We start from the raw sequence: 21,766 nt of genomic DNA on the forward strand, positions 1-21,766 counted from the left end.
TCCGGAGGGTTTTATATAATAGGAAAGTGCAGAGCACTCTTCTATCTATATAAGAACAGACCGGATCCCTCACACATAAAAAGTGAAAAACCCGGCCACTTCTGAAGGCCCGCTCCCTGTCTGAACTATTCAATCCTGAACCTCTCCCATGTACCGCCCAGCCCCTCAATTACTGCGCGGTAAGTCCTGTATTTTTCTTCATATACTTCTTTATAAAGCGGACGCGGCAGTACGGTCTTTGTAATCTTGACGGTGCGTTTCACTGCATCCCCATAATCCCGGTAAATTCCTGCTGCAATTCCTGCTGCCATCGCCGCTCCCTGGGCACCCAGTTCCTTATCTTCTATCACATCCACCGGGATCTGCAGGGCATCAGCAAAGATCTGTACCCACACATCCGAATTGGCTGCACCGCCTGACAGACGGATGGACTTGGGCGCTTCCCGGTTCTGCAGAAGTTTTTTCACATGCGTAAGATGAGAGAATACGACTCCTTCGTACACCGCCCTCAGCATATGCTTTTTACTGTGGTAAGCGCTCAGGCCTGCAAACGTACCTTTTGCAAGTGCATCCTCATTGGAGCCATTCAGAAACGGCAGAAAAATGAGATTGCAATCCTGCGGTTCCACTGATTCCGCCCATTCATTGGTCAACTCGTAGACCGAGCCCCCCGCCGTCCTGCATTCTTCTTTCTCATGGCTCATCAGATTCGTGATAAACCACTCCATATTGCCGGCCGAGGTAGGGCTGCTCTCTTCCACAAGGAAATAACCGGGGATACAGAACATGGAATTGAGCGCCACGCTGCCGTTGGTCACTGGTTCCCGGCGGATAAATTCGTTAATGCTCCAGGTTCCCGCCACCATACACATCTGTTCGTCATCGCACAGCCCGGAGGCAATTCCGCAGGCATCCACATCAAACATTCCCGCCGCCACCGGAATACCGGCCGGCAGATTCGTCTGCCGGGCAGCCTCTTTCGTCACATATCCGCAGATATCTGCGGCATATCTGAGCGGAGGGAGTTTGTCATAGATCGCTTCCAGCCCAAACATCCCCAAAAGTTCTCGGTCATATTCTTTTGTGGTCAGGTTTACCAAATTAGCGCCGGAAAAGTCCGTATACTCCGCATATGCCTCCCCTGTAATCCGAAAACGGATATAATCCTTTACCGCAAATATGTACTTCACATCCCGGAGCACCTCCGGATGATGGTCCCTGAACCAAGCCAGCAGGCTGACAGGCTGACAAGCAAGGATCGTCTGACAGGATTTTTCGAATGCCTTGTCCATCGTGCCGTCTTTCTCCCATCTTTCTACATACTCCCATGCCCGCGTGTCCGTGGAAATGATCCCATTATACGCGGGAGTCCCGTCTCCCTTCACCATGTACAGCCCTTTCCCGTGCCCGGAAAAAGAGACGCCTGCGATGTCAGACGGACAGATGCCGCTCTTTTCAATTGCCGTGCGCACTGCCAGTGCATTGACCTCCCACAGCTGTGTCATATCCCGCTCCGTGTACCCCGGTTTTGGAGTAATGGTCGTGGTCGGCACGCTGGCCGCGGCAATTTGACTCCCGTCTTCATCAAAGACAGCGGCTTTAGAAAACGTTCCCCCGTTGTCTATCCCAACCAAATATCTCATATTCTGCCTCCTCCTGTGTCCATGTTTCCACCCTTATCTCAAATGGCCTCCTGCTCGTTGTTATCAGTATTACTGTACCGGCATGCCAATTTGGCTTTCAACACGCCTGTACGCCCTCCACTGTTTTTATCCGCAGACACTTCCCGGCACATCCGGATGGTTCGGCCCAAAATGTTTCAGGAGCACCAGTGGTTCCACCCGGCTCAGGTTCGTGATCGTGACCCCTCTCCCGGCTGCGTCCTCCGAGACGAAAAACTCATCCGTGCTCTGCTGCCCAAAGCGGAGCAGGGTAGCCGCTTCTGCATCGTAGCACCCTATTTTTCCGTGTCCCTGTATAAAGATGCATCCATAAGCTGCGCCATCCTTAACCGTAACCGTCCGGCCCGGATAAACAGTCAGCTCTTTTGCGGCAATATACTCATTCCCATAGGCGATCCAATTTTCAGTATAGTCTTCCGTCCGGGAAGCGGTTACCGGCGGCCGGAAGTAATGTTTCCGGTAATGCGGATCCACATTTTTTTCCCAGTCCAGAAGGCTGAAAATATAGTCAATGTCGCCCTGCCTGTCCGCTGGGCATTCCTCATCCAGCATCTCCGGAGGATACACCTCCCCGGAAACTATATTTTCATAAACAGAATTGACATCGGAGTTCCACTGCGGCTCATAGGTCAGCACCGATGCAGGCGCATGAATGACTCCAGCCGGCGTATACCATCCCGTTCCCAGTTCGATCCTGTACGCACGGGAAAGTTCCGTAATCCTCGTATCATCGTCTCCAAAATGCCGGATTCTTTCTTTTACCTCTTCCGGCGTCACATCCGGGTCAAACCCAAAGTAGGTGTAGCCTGCTTCTCCGAAATAATTGTTCAGCTGTTTCGGGAAATAATAACACTCCGGTTTGCCTAGCTTGCCTACCCTTGCTGCGTCTTCAAACATCAGATGGACATGGTGGAAGAGCGGATTTTCATTATCGAAAAACTTGGAATACATGGGCCAGCCGTTATACCGTTCCATCAGTTCTTCGCCCACCAGTTCTTTCCCCAGAACCTTGACCGCATCCCGCAGAGCAAACTTTTCATCAGAATCATAGGAGACGCTTACATAGCTCATTCCTTCATCTGCCTTAGACAATTCTCCGTTTTGTGCGGCAATGGTAGATGCAAACCAGCGCTCCGTTATGGAACCTCTGGCCATTCCGAATGCAAAATAGTCGTCCGGGTGCAGTTTTAATCTGCGGCCTGCTTTGCCAAACCTTCTTGGTACAAATGCAGGGAATAAGCGGAGTATCCCTTCGCCCGCCTCAAATGTTTTCCGAATAACCGCCTCATCTTCTGTTGCATCCTTTACCACAAGATTGCCGCTCTTCTTTGCCTCACGTAATCTCTCATCCAGCTCTTCGCTGCTTTTTATGATTAATTCTTTTTCCGTCATATGTGTTGTCTCCTTTACTCTATCAAAGATTTGCAATCTCCTCACGGCAGATTTCAACCCAGCGGCATGCATTGTACGGGTTATGCCCCAGCGTATTATTATCCTTCATGATCAATTCCGGGATGCAGTCCCTGGTGCAGGCCAGCGCCTTTTTCACTGTTTTCCTGACCTCGTCCTCATTCATTACCGTTGAGGCAAGCGCCGTGGGCTGCGGCTTGAGGGAGGCAATATAACGGTTTCCCAGAAGCTTTGGTATCAATGTCCAGTCCGCCCAGGCAGACATGGAGACCCTTCTCAGGTTCGGAATTTGTTTTGCATACTCAAATCTCTCGGTAACAGACTCACAGCATCCAAAGCAGTTCAGCCCGAACCGGCTGGCCAGCCTTTTATGGTACGGGAGTATGAACTCTCCGTACATCTCTGCACTCACGGTATTCGTCTCCTGGCTTTCCACGAATCCCCACATATCTTTTGTGGTCACCGGCCGTTTCAGTTCCTGCTCTGCAGGAAGCTGATTTGTCCAGCCGAATCCGCCCGAGCCCACATATGCCCCCTCCGTATTTAAGGCCAGCAGGTGCTCCTTCTCAAACCAGTCCAGCCGTTTTTCGATTCCCGTCGTCATCAGGTCCATTACCTTATGTATGTACTCCGGCTCCAGAATGAAATCACATAAAAAATTATCAAATCCCCTGAGCATAATGTAATCCACCGTCATCCCCAGGGACCACCACCAAACCGGGTGCCGCCTGACCGTCAGAATCCCGTCAAAAACCTCATGCGCCAGATTCAGCACACGGTCGGATTCTTCATAGTCGATAGTGATCACAGGATAATGCAGTTTTTCAAAGTCCACCTCATAATCCCTCAATCCGCCGATCATTTTGTAGGCGCCGCCCATTTCGCCGCCCTCTTTTTTCATCTCTACGCCCCATCCATCATCGGAAAAGGAATAATGTACGTCAAAATATGGTTCAATTACTTTGTCATCTTTTAAGTTTTCATGCCAGTAGATCTGTTTCAGAAGATGCATTTCCCATACCCTGGCCATATTGTCGTGACATTCCAGCATCTCCGGCGTGATGATCTCATTCCAGCCATTTTCCGGATCTATGAATACGAGGGGCTGGGTGGTCTGAAGGTCATTGTGGGCAGTCCAGAGCCTGGCTTTTTCCTTTTGAACGGGCAGTGCCGCAATTTCCGCGACCCGCTTTCCCAACGTGCGGAGACGTTCTATCTCCTGAGGTGTGAACATAAGGCTGCTGTTCATCGCCTGGATTGGCGGGAATCCCGTCGCCAGATGCTCTTTGGCCGGATCCCATGATGTATGATTGCTGTTGCTCACGCTTAAAATAGCGCTTTTCTCTTTTCTCATTTTATCTGCCTCTCTTTCTGTTTCCAACTGCTTTGCCGTCTCTATATTCCGGCCAGTTCGTCTTCCCTCTTCCGGTTGTTCCATGCATCCAGGATGACAATCGCAACAACAACTGCACCCTGTATCAGCTGCTGGAGATATGCATATGCATTGATATGTGTAAAGATCTGGCTCAGCATTCCGATAAATATCATTCCCAGGAAGGTACGAAATACGCTTCCCCTGCCGCCGGACAGGCTTGTCCCGCCTAAAACCGTAGCGGATACTACAGACATGGAAACGTCGCTTCCATATAAAGGAGAACCGGCCTGCAGTCTGCAGGTCAGAAGAATTCCTGCAAAGGCTGAAGCAAATCCCAAGATCACAAACAACAGAAACTTGATCTTTTTCACACTAATTCCGGCATACTCTGCCACATTATAATTGCCGCCGGTCGCAAATACATTTCGCCCGAAAGCAGTCTTTGTGAGCACATAGTGAGTAATAAGGACACAGATAAAAAACAGTATGGCAATGTATGCAATTCCGCCGATATTTCCCGTCCCGAACGCCCTGGTCGCTTGATTGACGGCCGGGATCGGCATCCCATTGCAGAAGGTGAGCATAATTCCTTCCACGGCAAGCATTGTAGACAGAGTCACAATGAAGGCATTCAGCTTCAGGACCGAAACAAAGAAACCATTCACCGCACCGATCACGCCCCCCGTGATCAATATAAGGACAATAGACGCAAAGATCCCGATCCTGGGCATCAGATAAGCAAAAAGCAGGGTGGAAAACGGCAGAATAGACCCCACACTCAAGTCGAATTCTCCCCCGATGATCGCGATCGTCATGGCGCATGCCACGATCCCATATACAGAAATCTGTATCAGCAGTCCTTTAAAAGTAGAGAAGGAAAAGTAACTCGGATAAAAAATGGCCATAAACACGAGTAATACTGCAATACAGACAATTACCAGATAAGATTTACAAAATTTGCTAACTCGTTTTATCATTTTTTCCACCTCACACTTTCGTCGCAAGCATCTCGTTTTCAGCCTTTGCGCTGCGCAGATCCATCAGAACCGCTGCCAGTATGATGGCGCCTCTTATAATTTTCTGCGGATAAGCAGTTACACCGACTACGTTCAGGGCATTTGTCAGAACACCCATAATCACAACGCCCATCAGAGTTTTCCAAATACTTCCCGCGCCGCCGCCCATCCGGCTGCCTCCCAGCAGTACCACTGCGATGGCGTCCAGCTCATATCCGGTTCCCTGTGTGGGCGACGCGCTGCGCACACGCGAACACAGGCAGATCCCTCCGGCCGCTGCCATAAGGCCGGATATCGCATATACGCTGATTCTGATCAGCCTTGTCCGGATTCCGGACAGGCGCGTAGCCTCTTCATTGACCCCGATACAGTACACTAATCTCCCGAAACTGGTCTTCTTCAGGATAATCTGCGCCACTGCAATAAAGATAAGAAAGATTGCAACCGTAATCGGTATCACGCCCCAGTAGCCCTGTCCGATCACCATATAGCTTTTATACTTTGACGCGTATGCAATGGCGCCGTTGGTAATACACAGTGCAGCGGAGCCTAATACCGTTGACATTCCAAAAGTGATAATAAAAGAGCTTCCCATCGTCCCGCCGGTCGCCGACACAAAAATACCATTAAAAACTCCCAGTACAAGCCCTGACAGCAATGCCAGAAGCATAGCGCCAGGAACGCCGGCCTGTGGGATCAGGACTACGGAGATTACCCCGCAAATAGACATCATAGATCCAACCGAAAGATCAACGCCTCCGGATATGATAACAAAAGTCATTCCGATAGCCAAAAGCCCGGTCGCCGAAATCTGCTTGAAAATATTAATGATATTCTGGCCCGTCAAGAAAGCCGGGTTAATGATACCCGCAACAATTATGATAAGGATCAGAATCGAAAGCATGCCGTATTTACTCGCAATATAGTTCAGCTTTCTTCCCGCCTCACTGCTCTGACTTTTTATCAATGTATTCTGCCTCCTCTCATTCAATCGCGTATTTCAGCACGGCTTCCGGATTGATCTCTGCGCCCTCAAGTTCGCCGCGTATTTCTCCGTCATGCATCACGATTACCCTGTCACTCATTGCTACCACTTCATTCATATCAGAGGAAATCATGATGATCGCTTTACCCTGTGCTGCCAGTTCGTTCATGACCATGTAGATTTCGTACTTCGCCCCCACATCAATGCCCCGTGTCGGTTCATCAAAAATCAGGATATCAGCGCCTGAAAACAGCCATTTCGCAATGACTACCTTCTGCTGGTTCCCGCCTGACAGGAATGAAACCCTCTGCGTAGCGGAAGGCGCCTTAATCTTCAGCGTCTTGAAGTACTTCTGCGCTTCTTCTTTTTCAATGTTTTCACCGATCAGGCGGAATTTATTTTTGACTTTCTCCAGCCCTACCACGCTGATGTTCTGTGTAATGGGCATTTCCAAAAGCAGGCCCTGCGTCTTTCTGTCCTCGGGAAGCAGGACGATCCCGTTCTTTTTCGCCTCGAGGGGGGATTTCATATGCAGCTTCTGTCCTTTTATCTCAACTGTTCCGCTGACGGCCTTGTCCGCGCCGACCAGCAGCCTCACCGTCTCGGTCCTGCCGGCGCCAACCAGGCCTGCCAGACCCAGTATCTCTCCTTTTCGCAATTCAAAAGAGACGTTTTTTACTTTATTACCACGATTCAGTGCGCTTACCTTCAGCACCGTCTCTCCTAATACCGCATCCCTTGCCGGGAATTCCTGCTCCAGTTTTCTGCCGACCATCTTTTCGATCAGCTGCTGTTTTGTCGTATCTTTTACAGCCGATGTATCAATAATCTGCCCGTCTCTGAGTACCGTTACGGAGTCGCATATCTGGAAGATCTCCTCCAGTCGGTGTGAAATATAGATAACTGTAATGCCCTTACTTTTCAGATCCAGAACAATATCGAATAAATTCTTCAGTTCATTTTCCGTAAGCACGGCTGACGGTTCATCCATAATAATCACCTTTGCGTCAATGGACAGCGCCTTGGTGATCTCGATCATCTGCTTCTCGGCAACGCTTAAATTCTCAACGGCCTCTTTCACATCAATGTTGTAATTGAGGCTGTGCATCAGTTCTTCGGCCTTTTTATTAATATCTTTCCATTGAATTGCCTTCTTCCCCTTTTTCAGCCGCCCTATAAAAATATTCTCCGCTACGCTTAAAGACGGAACCAGATTAAATTCCTGATAGATGATCGACAAGCCATTTTTCTGGGCCTCGAGGGGATTTTTATTCATAACCCGCTTGCCGTGCATCCATATCTCCCCGCTGTCCGCAGAGTATACTCCGTTGAGTATCTTCATCAAGGTAGACTTTCCGGCGCCGTTTTCTCCAACCAGCGCTCGGATCTCTCCTTTATTGACGCGAAATGAAACATCATCTAAAGCAATAACTCCGGGAAATCTTTTGGTAATATTCTTCATTTCCAATATAACATCTGACATGTCTGACCTCCTAAGTTTAACGGATATTCAACATCCGCATGCTGTTTTATTCCAGCCGGCAGCCCGGTGTACAGGCTGATGTTGAAACAGTAAGGGAGGCGGACCTCCCTTACGAATGTTATTGATTATAACCATGATCAATACTTTCACAGTTTTCTTTTGTAACAGCCAGACATTCTGTCTTATACCAGGTATCCACCTCTTTGCCTTCGATCACATCTATGGCAACATCGAGAGCGGTAATACCTTCCCATGACGGAGACTGCGTACAGGTACCAAGCAGGCTGCCGTCCAGCAGAGCTTCTTTGGATTCATCGCCCATATATCCAAGGCCCATGACTTTAATCTGGTCTTCTTTCCCCGCTGCCTTTACGGCTTCGATTGCTCCCAGAGCCATCGAATCATCCTGTGCAAAGATCATAGCCAAATCCGGATAAGCCGCAATCATATCGTCTGTCGCTGACATTGCTTTTGCCTTGTCCCAGTCGCAGATCACCTGCTGTACAATCTCAATCTTGCTTCCCTTAATTCCTTTTTGGAAACCTTCTGTTCTGTAAATCTGTGCCTCCTGGCCTGCAAACCCTTCCAGTGTGACGCATTTTCCGCCTTCCGGCAGCTGCTCAACGGCAAGCTTTCCAACGACTTCCCCCTCATAACTCGGGTCACAGCAGACCAGAGAATCAGTCAATGCTTCTACAGATTCATCAACACGCGTATTGCAGACAATCAAGGGCAGCCCGGCATCGTGGATTGCTTCTACAATCGAAACAGAGCCCGCCATATCGCTTGGCGTCAGTATCACCGCATCAAAGTCCTGCTCGATGATGCTCAGTGCCTGGTCGTACATCACCTGATTATCCGTTTTTCCGTCCAGGATCTGAAGTTCAACCCCCAGCTCCTTTGCATGTCCTTCCATCGCACTGTTTAAGTATCCGAAATATGGGGTTGAAACCAGTGCATTCAGATAGGCGATTTTATATCCGCCGCTCTTTGCTTCCCCATCCGTCTTTTCCTCTTTGTTCTCTTTCGTATCTTCTGTCTTTGTTTCCGCATCCTTTTTCTCCGATTCCCCTGAGCCACATCCGATTAACATAGAAGCAGCCAATGCAACACTAAGAACTACACTCAACATTTTCTTTTTCATACGATTTCCTCCTGTTTTTAAATTGTTTTTGATTATCATTAAAGCTTTCATCCCAGCTTTAATTTCATTGCATTGATCGTGGAAAGAGATTAAGTTTCCTCAAACTTCCCTGCCAGCTGCTGATTCAGGTCAAACACCTTGCGGAGGCCATTCACATCATCCCTGGCCTTGCCGGATGCATCTGCAAAAGGGCTTTCCTCAATAAAATCCGCTACGTATTCGAGCCACTTTTTTCCGATCTCGCTTTTCCCGAACTTCTCCGTATACGTCATCATATCCTCACACTCAACGAATACCAATGCTTTGTTTCCCAGCATAAATATGTACTCTTCCTTTGTTCCCGCAGCCTTCAGACACTCCAGCAGCTCGTCCCATGGATGCAGATGCGCATTCACATAATCCTCCAAACGCTCCGGTTTAATTTCATTTACAATACAATATTTTTTCATACCCTCACGATAACCTCCTTCACTTTCTCTTTTCGTGAATCAGTTGCTCCATTTAACTTCCTGCCGCGGCAGTATAAAATACCCCCTTTCCCTTCTCTGTATTTTTTTCGTTTTATACGGTTCGTATTTCTCCGTTTTTAGAAAAACGTTTTTCTAAGAGTTAAAAAAAATTTTGATTGATTGAGTGCCGTCCCTTTTTTACTCTTAAAACTTGTCTTAAGCATATTCCCATAACCCCCTTTTGTCAATGCTTTTAACAGAAAAACGATTTTTTTGTACAAAATATAAGATACCGTACACTTAATTTTATACACAATTCACAAAAAACGTTTTTCTTGGGACGGGGTTTTTGTGTATGGGGGTCGCTGCGGAAAGCGGACATAAGGGGGGCTGGAAACGGGTTATGGCTGTAAGGAGGAGTTTAACCCAACACAGCGGATTTGTACAGGCGGCGCGTAAAATATTGTCCCCGCTCGATGCAGCCCCGCCCGGCCGGCAGGATCCACAGCTCCCCTCCGGCATCCCCCACAGAGGGGGTTTTTTAACCGTTTTGATGAAGCCCAGCCTGGCAGGAATGTGGAGAGTGCTGTGTGCCGGACATCACGGAGCAGCTTCTGGAAGTATAGAGCGCACGGTCTAGAAGTACTTACACAGCAGGAGCCGCCCCTGAGGGATGAAAAGTGATTTTCCAAAATCACTTTTCAGTACAATCTAAGGCGGGAAAGCATCAAGCTTTCCCGCTGCATATTGTACGTGCCCTCAGGGGCGGCTCCTGGTGTGTTAGTACTTCTCCGTAAGCGGGTTACTTCCAGAAGCTGCCCCGTGATGTCCGGCACACAGCACTCTCCACATTCCTGCCAGGCGCCCCTCCAGCCAACAATATTCCCCTCTAACCGCCTACCAATCGGCCAATATCCAGTCTTCGGGGGCATCCGCCACTGTTGATTTTCGTACCACAAGCCTGCTATCCATTTTGATTCCCACGGGTGCTCTTTTTTCCCCGGGATTATCGATCCGTTCCATCAGCAGCTTTGCCGCCTCGATTCCGGCATGACGTTTTCGTATGTGTATGGTGGATATAGCCGGTTCTACAACGCTTGATATGAATACATCATCGTATCCGATCAGTTTTACTTCATCAGGTATTTTTTTTCCGTATTCCCTCAGAAGCTTCAGTGCGCCTACAGCCATCTGGTCGTTTGCACAGAAGACGCCGTCCAGTCCCGGTACGTTGTCCAAAAGCGCTTTCATTCCCCTGTATCCGCTTTGGTGACTGTAATCGCCCCTCACGATCATCGTGTTTTTATCCACTGGTAAATCGTTTTTTTCCATGCTGGTTAAATAACCCTGCACACGCTCTTCCGCGACCTCCATGATTTCAGGGCCTGAAATATGAACAATTTTCCTGCAGCCGCAGTCTACCAGATGCTGCACTGCCTTCTGCGAATTCTCATAGGCATCAAAATAGACGGAATCTATACCAAACTGGGTGAAATCTCTTTCCATACTGACAAGTGGGATCGGCTTATACCGCTGGGACGCCTTGGTCAGCTTACTCAAATACTTCTCCCTGTCCTCACCGGAAACAAGCGACACAAAAATAATGCCGTCAACACGGCTTGAAATCAAATTCTTGAATATATCCTGCTCCCGTTTTGCCGCATCCCTGTCCCCATATTCCCCCCGCGTGTCGCAGATAACCATATGGTAACCGGCGCGCTCGGTAATCGAAGCAATCCCTTTTATAATATAGGGATAAAAAACACCGCAGATATCTTCCGTTATAATTCCGATCGTCCCCGATTTGTTACTCTTCATGCTTCTTGCAATTGGATTTACCTCATATGACAATTCCTCTACTGCCGCTTCCACCTTGCGAACCAGTTCCGGACTGACATATTTTGTTTTATTTAAAACATTTGAAACCGTAGAAATAGAAACTCCGGCCTTTTGCGCCACATCTTTTATTCCATGCATCTTAGTTATCCGTACCTCCTCTGAAGGTCCTGCACCGCTATCAATCCATTACATTATAAAGTATTTCCCCAAACATATCAATCGGGATTTAGCGGCGGGATTTAGTCCAGGGCGGATGGAAGGGGGACTGGGGGACGCTTACCGTGAGCCGGGAGATGCTGCGGCAAGTGCCTGCCCTGTTGGAAATACAGCCCGCTGCGCCAGACAGCAGTAAGAGGAAATCCGCAGAACCAGCCGGAACCGAACACATTCACCGCTTAATCTGATGATTAAGCGCCTCAGGTGTTCTAAAAAGCTGCTTCGGGAGCAGCTTTTTTCCGGCTGGTTCTGCGGATTTCCTCTAACTGCTGCCAGGCTCGCTAAAATGCATTTCCAACAGGGCAGGCACTTGCCGCAGCATCTCCCGGCTCACGGTAAGCTGGTTCATCCGGCCGGTAGGTTATGACCCGTTACTAAGGTGGGGGCTCAGACGGAGGCAGCGGATGGAGTTGCAATGGTGGACATGTATTTCTGTGTGCAGGTTACTCGGGGATAGATGCGGCAACTCACTAAAAGGGCTGCCGAAAATATCCCTATGCCTTACCCCACATTTGAATCCCGGGCCTCAAGATAGAATTGATATCCCTGGAAATCCCCCATAAGTAATGGCATTCTAAGCCCAGCATTCATCAAAGTATCCCCATGATATATCAGCCCGGCTTTTTTCTCCTGATATCTTTCAGCTGCTAAAAGCCCCTGCAGCTGAAGGATATGCAGGGGCCCATTCGCCCTCCCCCGCATCTGGACATAGTGAACCAATACCTTTTTTTTATCTTTTGATACGAATTCCCAGGCACAGATATCCCTTCCTTCATCCGGATTCACAAGCCTGAAGTAATCACCATGCATAATCAGCTCTGCATATTGTTTATACGCTTCAATCTGCCGTTTCACCTCTTCCTTTTCCTCCAAAGACAATTTCCCCAGATCCATTTCATAGCCAAATCCACCTGTCATCGCTGTCATTCCTCTTGTGTGGAGAGAAACCGTACGCCCGGTCTGATGGTTTGGACAGGCTGATACATGACTGCCCATGGCTGAAGGCGGATAAACCATGGAGGTTCCATACTGTATCATCATTCTCTCACCCGCATCTGTATCATCACTGGTCCAGATCTGTGGGCAGTAATAGAGCATTCCAGGGTCAAATCTCCCGCCTCCGCCAGAGCACCCTTCTATCAATACATCAGGATGCGCCCTGACAATCCGTCCCAGTATCTGATATAATCCCAGCACATACCGGTGAAAGATTTCTCCCTGGCGGTCTGTCCCCAGCAGCACAGAGCCAACTTCTGTCAGATGCCGGTTCATGTCCCACTTCAGATAAGCGAAGCCTGATTCAGACAGAACCTGATCCACAGCCTCAAAAAGGTATTCACACACGTCTGCCCTGGCCAAATCCAAAACATACTGCGATCTGCCTGTGGAACATGGGCGTCCCTCTATATGCAGACACCATTCCGGATGCTTCCGATATAATTGACTGTCCTTTGAAACCATCTCCGGTTCCATCCAGATCCCCGACTTCAGCCCCATCTCCCGCAGTTTCCCAACTAATGGCTTCAGTCCCTCCGGAAGTTTCCGCCGATTGACTACCCAGTCACCAAGTGAACTTGTATCATCTTCTCTTTTCCCAAACCAGCCATCGTCAATCACCAGCATCTCAATTCCCAGTTCCACGGCTTCTTTCCCAATCTCAAGCAGCCTTGCACTGTTAAAATCAAAATAGGTAGCCTCCCAGTTATTAATCAAAATCGGGCGCCTTGTGTCCATCCATCGAGGATTACACAAGTGGTTGCGATAAAAATCATGGAAGTTCCTGGACATTGCACCAAGCCCCTGATCCGTATATGTCATTACCACCTCCGGCGTCTGAAATGCTTCTTCTGTCTCCAATTTCCAGGTAAAGTCCTGTGGATGGATCCCCAATAGAATCCTGGACGTACCATATTGAGAAACTTCTGCCTCCCCCATAAAATTACCGCTGTACACAAAGCTGAATCCATAGGCCTGCCCATGTACCTCATTCGTCTCAGGTCTTACCAGTGCCAGAAATGGATTCATCTGATGGCTGGATGCCCCTCTTCTGCTCTCATAGACCTGTCTTCCCTGAAATAGTTCCTTTCTCTGCGGTGTTCTTTCCATGGCCCAGCACCCCGGGAGAGACACAAGCTCATACCTGCTGTCCGCAAACTCTACGCAGGAACTTGCCGCCTTTTTAATATATACAGCCTTCTCACCCTCATTGATCAGTCTGACTGACCGGGTAATCATATCCATATCCCGAAACACTGTATAGATCAAAACGGCCTTTACTTTGGAATATGTATCCGTCAATGTGATTTCCAATGTATCCGCCTGTTTTTTTCCACAAAAGGATGAGGGCAGTCCCGCCAACTCAGATTTTCCCTCATATACCCTGAAGGATTCATACTGAAACCTTACTGCTGCCGCGCCTGTACTATCTTTTATAATCACTGACGGCGTACGATAATCCCCCGTCATATTTCCCGGAACTTCCTGCAGACTCACATCCAAAGAATATAGCCTGTCGCCGCATTCTGCCGGATTCGGAGAGAATTCTCTTTTCTGATTCCACAGCTCTGACAGATCCATGTCTGATATTCTTCCGCCATAGTGTGTATGCAGCAAGTCACCATATTGGGAAACCTGCATACAGTAGCTGCTGCCCGGAGTATCCATCCGGAAACTTTTACTCTTCTTATCAATAAATATCGGCATCATTTCCTCCCTATTGGCATGCGTAAAGAATCTGAATCACATCATCCTGATTTAGTTTTGGGCTGCTTCCAAGCGTTTTTGTCCCAGCCGCTTTTGCTGCCATTTCTTCTATACGGTTACCAGATATCCCTAAATCTCCAAACGTAAGCGGCAGCCCGAGCTCTCTCAGATAATTCCGGTATGCTTCGATTCCCTGTTCTATGACTGCTTCCTGACCGCCATAAGATTCTTCCTCATCGATATTCCAGACACGCTTTGCAAACTCCAAAAACCGCTCTGGCAGTTCCTCTTTTACATGCTCCATCCATGCAGGGAAAACAACTGACATCCCTGCTCCATGAGGCACATCATAGATAGCGCTTATCTCGTGTTCAATCTCATGTGCTGCCCACTGCCCATTTCTCCCGCAGTTCAGGAACCCCATCTGGGCAATCACGGCGGCCCACATCACTTCCGCACGGGCATCATAATTATCAGGGCTCCTTACAGCCAATCGTCCATTATGTATCAGCGCATTCATGACGCCTTCACACATTCGGTCCGACACCTCTGTGTGAGTTTCTGCAGTAAAATAATATTCCATAATATGTGACAATGTATCTGACACGCCGCATGCCGTCTGATAGGCAGACAATGAGCAGGTCAATAGAGGGTTCAGCAGCGCGAACTTGGGACGCATAAAATAGCTGCCCACAGACCGTTTCATCCAGCCCTCCTCATTCGTTATGACCGCCCCTTCTGCTGCCTCGCTTCCTGCCCCCGCTACAGTAAGAACGACTCCTACCGGCAGACTTTCCTTTATCTCAGCCTTCCCCTCATAAAAATCCCAGACATCACCATCGTACGGAACCCCGATCCCGATCGCCTTGGCCGAATCTATAACACTGGCGCCGCCAATTGCCAGAATCAAGTCCAATTTATGTTCCCTGCACTTCATAATTCCCTCTTTAACAAGAGACAGCCTCGGGTTTGGCTTCACTCCCCCCAATTCCTCATAGTATATTCCCGACGTTGCAAGTATCCTCTCTATTTTATCAAGCAGCCCGCTGTTTCGAATATGGCTGCCACCGAAATGAACCAGAACCCTGCTGCCATATAAACTGATATACTCAGCTACCTGGTCCTCTGCTTCTTTCCCCAGCAGGACCCGGGTAGGCACAGTAAATTCAAATGTCCGCATAGACCTCGTCTCCTTTCAGAATCACATCAATCCGCCTCAGTTCTTCCTCCGTAAAAGATAGACGCTCAAGTGCCGCCAAATTTTCCTCAATCTGCCGGGCGCAGCTTGCCCCAATAAGAACCGTCGTCACCTCTGGACGCCGAAGAACCCATGCCAGCGCCATCTGAGCCATCGTCTGCCCTCTTTCCCGTGCAAGATGCTCAAGTGCCTTTACCTTACAGATTTTCTCCTCTGTAACAGCATCCTTCTGTAAAAAGATGGATTCACCCGCCGCTCTTGAATTTTCTGGAATACTGTGATTATATTTTCCGGACAGTAAGCCCTGTGCCAGCGGGGAATATGCAATCCCCCCGATTCCCAGTTCCGACATCGCTTCAAATACGCCGTCCTTCTCTGCATCTCTTGTAAACATATTATAAAGCGGCTGCACAAGCAGGCAATGAATTCCTCTCTGCCCCAAAAGACGTTCCATCTTCCGAATTCCTTCGCCTGTATAATTGGAGACGCCTGCATATAATGCTTTCCCCGAAGTGACTGCGTAGGCCAGCGCCTCCGCTGTTTCCTCCATCGGAGTGTCCGGATCCATACAGTGGTGGTAAAAAATATCCACATAGTCAAGCCCCATTCTTTTCAAACTCTGATCCAGACTTGCCATAAGATATTTTTTAGACCCGCCAAACCCGCCATAAGGTCCCGGCCACATTTCATATCCGGCCTTAGTGGAAATAATCATCTCATCACGGTAAGGCATCATGTCCAGCTTCATGATCCTGCCAAACACTTCCTCTGCACTTCCGGCCGGAGGGCCATAGTTGTTCGCAAGGTCAAAAGAAGTGATTCCCAGATCAAAAGATTTTCTGGTTATCTCTCTGCCATTCTCAAAACTGTCCCGGCCGCCAAATCCATGCCAGTATCCCAACGAAAAGGCACTCAGCAGAAGCCCGCTCCTCCCGCATCTGTTATATACCATCTTACGATATCTGTTTTCATCTGCCCCATATCCCATCTCATTTGTCATCCTTTCACCGAACCGGCAGTCATTCCAGCAATAATATACTTCTGCGCAAAGACATACACCACCATAATTGGCGCCAGTGTCAGCACGATGACTGCACAGATCAGATTCCATTCGCTCGTATACAGACCCCAGAAATTATATACCGAAATGATCATGCCCCACTTTTTTGAATCATTCAGAATATACAATGGTGTGATAAAATCATTCCAGCAGCTGATAAACGTCAGCACACTTGCCGTAATCGTAACCGGCTTTAAAAGCGGGAACACAACATTAAAAAATAGTGTAACTGGTCCGCAGCCGTCAATGACCCCGGCCTCATCGATTTCACGGGGCACCGTTACGATAAAGCCATGAAACAAAAAGACCGCAAAAGGAATCGCTAAAGCCGCATTCAACAGTACCATGCCTTTATATGTATTCACCAGATGCAAAAATTTCATAACACGGATTGTTGTAATGTAATTCACCGGGGCAATCAGCCCGACAAAGAAGAAGTAAAAGCAGAAGCGGTTCAGTCTGGATTTATATCTGGAAATGACATATGCCGCCATTGCGCTTGCCAGAATACCTATGATCACGCAGAATACAGCAATAAGCAGGCTGTTAAAAAAGGAACGCAGCATATGCCCCTCCCGGATGACTTCCAGATAATTGCCAAATTCCAGCGCTGCAGGCCACTTCATATTCATTCTCGCCGATTCCTGCGTAGTTTTCAGGGAGTTGAGTACAATGAGTCCGAACGGTATCAGTACCGTCCCCACGAATGCCCATGAGACAACAATTCTCAGAATATTCAACCCTTTTTTCTTACTCATCCCTATTCCTCCTTTGGTGTAATAATCTTCAAAGTGCTGATTGCGATGATAGCCGTAATAATAAATACAACCACATTCAGTGCCGTGGACAACCCATACGCCCCCGCTGAATATGTTCGGAATACGGCAGTAGACAGCACTTCTGTTGCATTGCCCGGTCCGCCTCCTGTCAGAGAGAACACAATGTCAAATACACGCAGCCCGTGAATCAGGTTCAGGATCGTATTGACCACTATTGAGGAGGACAACAGCGGTAAAATAATATATCGCAGCTTGCTGAAGAATCCGGCTCCGTCAATTTCTGCCGCTTCATAATAGGTGTTGTCAATCATCTGAAGCCCGGCAAGAAATATCACCATATTCAGTCCGACCTCCCGCCAGGTTTCCACCCCTATGACAGAAAACATGGCAATGCTTTTATCCACCAGCCAGTTTTTTGCCAGAAAATCCAGATTCAGCCACTTAAGTATCTCATTCAGTACACCCCACTGCGGATGTAGCACCGAAGTAAAGATGATACCTATAATCAACGGAGAAATGGCAAACGGCAGGAAGTATATCCCCCTCAGCAGCTCTCTTGATTTAAACTTTGCATTCAGCAAAAGCGCCAATGCCAGGCCAAACACACTTTTTAGAATTGTTGTCAATACTCCGAAGACCAGCGTATGTCCGATGGCCGTCAGGTAATCTCCCTGGATGGAAAATATCTTTTTAAAATTTTCCAATCCTACAAACTTTATATTCGCGCTCATAGAATTCCAGTTTGTCAAAGAGTACCCAAATGAGATAAGACACGGTATTACAAACAAAGCTATATATAATAACAGCGCAGGTACCAGAAACCCCTTGCTGTATATCTTTTTCCGATACATAAATGCTCCTTTCCGCCTAGTACAGCAGCACATTAATCTTTCAGTAATAAGTGCCTGATATCTGCGTCAGAGGTGTGCCTGCTTTCGCGACGGCGTAATGGTTCCTACGTCTAGCGAAAGCAGGTGCAGCTATGGCGTAGAGAGCAGGTGCTTATTGCTGAATTATTAGTGCAAAGCTGTACTGGTGCCTCCCGGTGTAGATAGCGGATGCTATATACCGTCATATTTACGCCGAGAGGCACGTGTAGAACCGGGAGGCTGCTGCTTCTTTATACAGACGACCTCCCGATTGATTGTTACTGTTCATCCCCTTAAGGCACATACAGTAACGATTGATTTACTTATTCATTTTCTGCAGTCGTATCAAACATCAGCGCTCTGTCCTCATCAATCTTTTCCAGCACTTCCATCGGTGTCTTGCCGCCCATATAAAGGTCCTGATATGCCTTTCCTACATTATCTGCATTATAGAATGGGATAAGGCTTGCAAAATCCATCCCTGTTCCGGCCGTAGCATTTTCAATCAGACTGGTCCATGAACGCGGAGTTTCAACCGTTACATCCTTCAGTGAAGCTACAACTAATTTCTTCTTATTATCATAATATCTCTGTGCATTTTCCTGTTCTGTCATAAACCGAAAGAATTCCTTACATTCTTCTACATATTTGGAATCTTTATTAATTACTTCTATCTCACCGCCGTTATTGTGTGAAAAATATTGATTGTCGCACAGCGGAACCGGGAACATTTCCCATGTGTCTGCACCAAGATCAGGATATTTTTCTTCCAATTCCATGGTAAATGATGTATAAGTCAAAAGCATTGCCGCTTCCCCATTTGCCATAACATCAAAGGCGCTGTCCCAGGGGTCTGACATAAAGTTGTCGCCAAAATAGCCAAGGTCTACCAGCTCTTTGATCTGCTCTGTCGCTTCCAGCGCCTCAGGAATATCTGCAAACTTACCTTCCGGCGTATTCAGCTTATCCAGCGTTCCCGGGTTGTTGTTCTCAATCAAAGTTGTCATCTCCAGCAGCCACAGGCACTGTCTCCATGAATCTACGCCATCCATATAGATTGGGCGCACCCCGTTTTCCTTAAGTGTGGCACATACCTTCTTAAACTCATCAAAACTTTTCGGAACGGAAAGATTATATTTTTCGAATATGTCAGGGTTAAAGAGCATTGCCCAGCCATCCACTGACCACATATCCAAACCGACGATTTTGCCGTCATAGGTGGACGCATCCACCGCCCAGTCTTCCAGCCTTTCCACCCAGGGTTCATCCGACAGATCGGTAAAATACTTCTCCGGCATATACTCCAGCATGCCATTTCCGCCATTACAATAGAAGATATCGGGGCCTTCCCCTGACGCCAGCTTTGCCTTCACAATATTTGTATACTGGTCATCCGGATTCAGTTGATAATCCACCTTTATCCCCGTTTTTTCCGTGAATTCTTCTGCAAGGGTCCGGTCAATATCTGCTATCCAGCTCTGGGATGCGGCAACCGTAATCGTTATATCCTTCTTAGCCTCGCCCTTACCTTCTTTTTTGCTGTCCGGCTGACTGCAGCCTGCAAGCCCGGCAGTCATGGCTGCTGCCATTGATAAAGCAATCACACTTCTCCATACATTTTTCCTCATACCTTTTCTCCTCTCTGAATCTCCTGTTTTAAACCTCTTCCAACGCATCTGTCTTCCCGAAGGAAACTTTTACTCCGGTTCCCGGAGCCGCCCATCGTGCAGCATTTTTCATGACAAGCCTGATCTCATCCTGATAATAAATGGGATACTCCTCATGTCCCGGGGCGAAATAAAACACCCTGCCTCCGCCCCGATGATAACAGCAGCCGCTGCGGAGTACATCCCCCCCTGCATACCAGCTAATAAACACCAGATCATCCGGCGCCGGTATCTCAAAGGGTTCCCCGTACATTTCCGAATGCGGAATTTCAAAACACATATTCAGCCCCTGGGCAATCGGATGGCTGCGGTTCACGACCCACACCCGTTCCTTCTCTCCGATCTCTCTCCATCGCACCTCTCCCGTTGTTCCCAGAACACGGTCGAATACTTTTGACTGTGCGGATGAATGCAGAATCAAAAGCCCCATCCCGTCCCAGACTCGCCTTTTAATCCGCTCGACCAGATCATCTTCTACCTGTTCATGTACCATATGTCCATACCAGATCAGGACATCTGTCCTCTCCAGCAGCTCGGTGCCAAGTCCCTGGTGCGGCATATCCAGAGATACCGCCGTTACTTCAAATTCCGATTCTTCTCTGTAAATATCTGCGATTGCCTCGTGAATTCCTTTTGGATAAATTGCTTCAATATGTGGATATTCTTTTTCCAATATATACTCATTCCAAACAGTTACCCGTATCATTGATTCCCTCCTGCTTTATCCATTATTCGTCTTTCATGTATGTTTGCAAATACTTCTGCACGTCTACCGGAAGCCCTGTATGTGCGCTTTCGATTGCTGCAAACAAAAGTGCACAGCATTGCAGGTTATCGTCCAGATTATTCGGAGGTTCCTCCCCTCCATCCAGCCATTCCACAAACATTTCAATGAGCCAGGCATGGAGCCATGCCCTTCTCTTCAAAAGAGGAATATGTATTACTTCTTCACTCTGCAGATCCGTGGAACGTATCACATTGACCTTCTGATGATCCATGACCACGGTTCCAAATTCACACTCTGCACGGAAATATTCATCCTGCCAGGTATTCAGGCGGGCGGCATTCTCCTGAATGCCTTCATAAAGGCAGTGCACTCCATTTTCCATTTCAATCGTAACTGCGCAGGAAGTATCCGACTTTAAAGTACTCCACGGAGGACTCCAGGTCTTGGTGTAGACTGTTTTTGCATTGGATCCCGCCAATGCCCTCAGCATATCCAAATGGTGTATCCCCCATTCCAGAAGATATTCATCCTCCATTTCATACCGGAAGTTTCCTTCCGGAAGCCTGTTCAGGTATGTCTCTGCAAAGCGGCTGGATATATGCGTCAGCCTGCCATAAGTCTCATCGCGGAGCAGTTTCTCCATGGTCTGAGGCGGCTGGTCAAAGCGGTGGCTTACTGTAACAGCCATTTTCTTTCCCTTTGCTTTCACTTTCCGGTATATCCGGCAGCAATCCTCCATCGTACCTGCAATTGGTTTTTCACATAAAATATCGCAGTCAAACTCCAGCGCCAGGTCAATCATCTGTTCATGGAAAGCCGGAGGCACAACAATATTCACAAAATCCGCCTCATTTTCCTCCATCGCCTTCCTGGCATCCGTATAACATTTGTCAATGGACAGCCCTGCATACTCCACGGCATTCACAAAACTGGCAGGATTGATATCTGCCGCAGCAACCATCTCTGCTGTTCCCAGTTCTCTGGTGATATATGGCAGTACATCTGTACACCAATATTCGCCGAACCCGCCCAGCCCGATTTGAATAAATCGCTTTTTCATGTTTTCCCCCTTTCATTGTGCAACACAACTTGTTGGCTCAAAGTATAAAAGGTTTTCCATTTCAGGTAAAGGCATAAAACCGTTTTCCACTTTGGACTTTTTTT

Annotated in this window: 17 protein-coding genes; all 17 read right to left on the reverse strand. The window is 48.0% G+C overall.

The annotated features are described in order from the left end of the window. Nucleotides 1–125: 125 nt before the first annotated feature. The 17 genes from BN1938_RS11595 to BN1938_RS11680 all read right to left on the reverse strand — a co-directional run bounded on the left by BN1938_RS11595 (nt 126) and on the right by BN1938_RS11680 (nt 21,662). Nucleotides 126–1,643 carry an FGGY-family carbohydrate kinase gene (locus BN1938_RS11595; RefSeq protein WP_050640726.1) on the reverse strand — a complete coding sequence of 506 codons (1,518 nt, stop codon included), beginning with the start codon at nt 1,641–1,643 and terminating at the stop codon, nt 126–128. 126 nt (nt 1,644–1,769) lie between these two features. Next, a complete protein-coding gene (locus BN1938_RS11600) occupies nt 1,770–3,074 on the reverse strand; it encodes a cupin domain-containing protein (RefSeq protein WP_242843847.1) in 1,305 nt (434 codons plus the stop codon). A gap of 22 nt (nt 3,075–3,096) precedes the next feature. Continuing rightward, nucleotides 3,097–4,446, reverse strand: coding sequence for a uroporphyrinogen decarboxylase/cobalamine-independent methonine synthase family protein (locus BN1938_RS11605; RefSeq protein WP_242843848.1), 1,350 nt, complete (start codon nt 4,444–4,446; stop codon nt 3,097–3,099). Between the two features lie 41 nt (nt 4,447–4,487). Beyond that, nucleotides 4,488–5,444: an ABC transporter permease gene (locus BN1938_RS11610; RefSeq protein ID WP_050640727.1), complete on the reverse strand. Its 957-nt coding sequence runs from the start codon at nt 5,442–5,444 to the stop codon at nt 4,488–4,490. 10 nt (nt 5,445–5,454) lie between these two features. Continuing rightward, the gene (locus tag BN1938_RS11615; RefSeq protein ID WP_050640728.1) at nt 5,455–6,450 is read right to left on the reverse strand and encodes an ABC transporter permease; all 996 of its coding nucleotides are present in this window, start codon (nt 6,448–6,450) and stop codon (nt 5,455–5,457) included. A 16-nt stretch (nt 6,451–6,466) separates the two neighbouring features. Then, on the reverse strand, nt 6,467–7,951 hold the full coding sequence (locus BN1938_RS11620; RefSeq protein WP_050640729.1) for a sugar ABC transporter ATP-binding protein: 1,485 nt from the start codon (nt 7,949–7,951) through the stop codon (nt 6,467–6,469). Between the two features lie 118 nt (nt 7,952–8,069). Next, nucleotides 8,070–9,095, reverse strand: coding sequence for a sugar ABC transporter substrate-binding protein (locus BN1938_RS11625; protein WP_050640730.1), 1,026 nt, complete (start codon nt 9,093–9,095; stop codon nt 8,070–8,072). Nucleotides 9,096–9,184: 89 nt separating this feature from the next. Next, on the reverse strand, nt 9,185–9,544 hold the full coding sequence (locus tag BN1938_RS11630) for an L-rhamnose mutarotase (protein WP_050640731.1): 360 nt from the start codon (nt 9,542–9,544) through the stop codon (nt 9,185–9,187). Between the two features lie 897 nt (nt 9,545–10,441). After that, a complete protein-coding gene (locus BN1938_RS11640) occupies nt 10,442–11,521 on the reverse strand; it encodes a LacI family DNA-binding transcriptional regulator (RefSeq protein ID WP_050640733.1) in 1,080 nt (359 codons plus the stop codon). A 579-nt stretch (nt 11,522–12,100) separates the two neighbouring features. Then, nucleotides 12,101–14,305, reverse strand: a complete 2,205-nt coding sequence (locus BN1938_RS11645) for an alpha-galactosidase (protein WP_197278215.1) — start codon at nt 14,303–14,305, stop codon at nt 12,101–12,103. A 7-nt stretch (nt 14,306–14,312) separates the two neighbouring features. Then, nucleotides 14,313–15,482, reverse strand: coding sequence for an iron-containing alcohol dehydrogenase (locus BN1938_RS11650; RefSeq protein WP_050640735.1), 1,170 nt, complete (start codon nt 15,480–15,482; stop codon nt 14,313–14,315). Beyond that, nucleotides 15,469–16,488 (reverse strand): aldo/keto reductase, encoded by a 1,020-nt coding sequence (locus tag BN1938_RS11655; protein WP_050640736.1) that lies wholly within the window; start codon nt 16,486–16,488, stop codon nt 15,469–15,471. The genes BN1938_RS11650 and BN1938_RS11655 overlap by 14 nt, the downstream gene beginning before the upstream one ends. 8 nt (nt 16,489–16,496) lie before the next feature. Continuing rightward, on the reverse strand, nt 16,497–17,318 hold the full coding sequence (locus tag BN1938_RS11660; protein ID WP_050640737.1) for a carbohydrate ABC transporter permease: 822 nt from the start codon (nt 17,316–17,318) through the stop codon (nt 16,497–16,499). 2 nt (nt 17,319–17,320) lie between these two features. Beyond that, entirely contained in the window at nt 17,321–18,190 is an 870-nt protein-coding gene (locus BN1938_RS11665) for a carbohydrate ABC transporter permease (protein ID WP_050640738.1), read from the reverse strand. 341 nt (nt 18,191–18,531) lie between these two features. Next, nucleotides 18,532–19,836: an ABC transporter substrate-binding protein gene (locus BN1938_RS11670; protein ID WP_050640739.1), complete on the reverse strand. Its 1,305-nt coding sequence runs from the start codon at nt 19,834–19,836 to the stop codon at nt 18,532–18,534. Between the two features lie 28 nt (nt 19,837–19,864). Next, nucleotides 19,865–20,581, reverse strand: coding sequence for a ThuA domain-containing protein (locus BN1938_RS11675; protein ID WP_050640740.1), 717 nt, complete (start codon nt 20,579–20,581; stop codon nt 19,865–19,867). A 22-nt stretch (nt 20,582–20,603) separates the two neighbouring features. Continuing rightward, complete coding sequence (locus tag BN1938_RS11680; RefSeq protein WP_050640741.1) at nt 20,604–21,662, reverse strand: Gfo/Idh/MocA family protein; 1,059 nt, start codon at nt 21,660–21,662, stop codon at nt 20,604–20,606. Nucleotides 21,663–21,766 lie beyond the last annotated feature (104 nt).

This window comes from Eubacterium sp. SB2, from assembly GCF_001244405.1.
GTDB lineage: Bacteria > Bacillota > Clostridia > Lachnospirales > Lachnospiraceae > Faecalicatena > Faecalicatena contortus_B.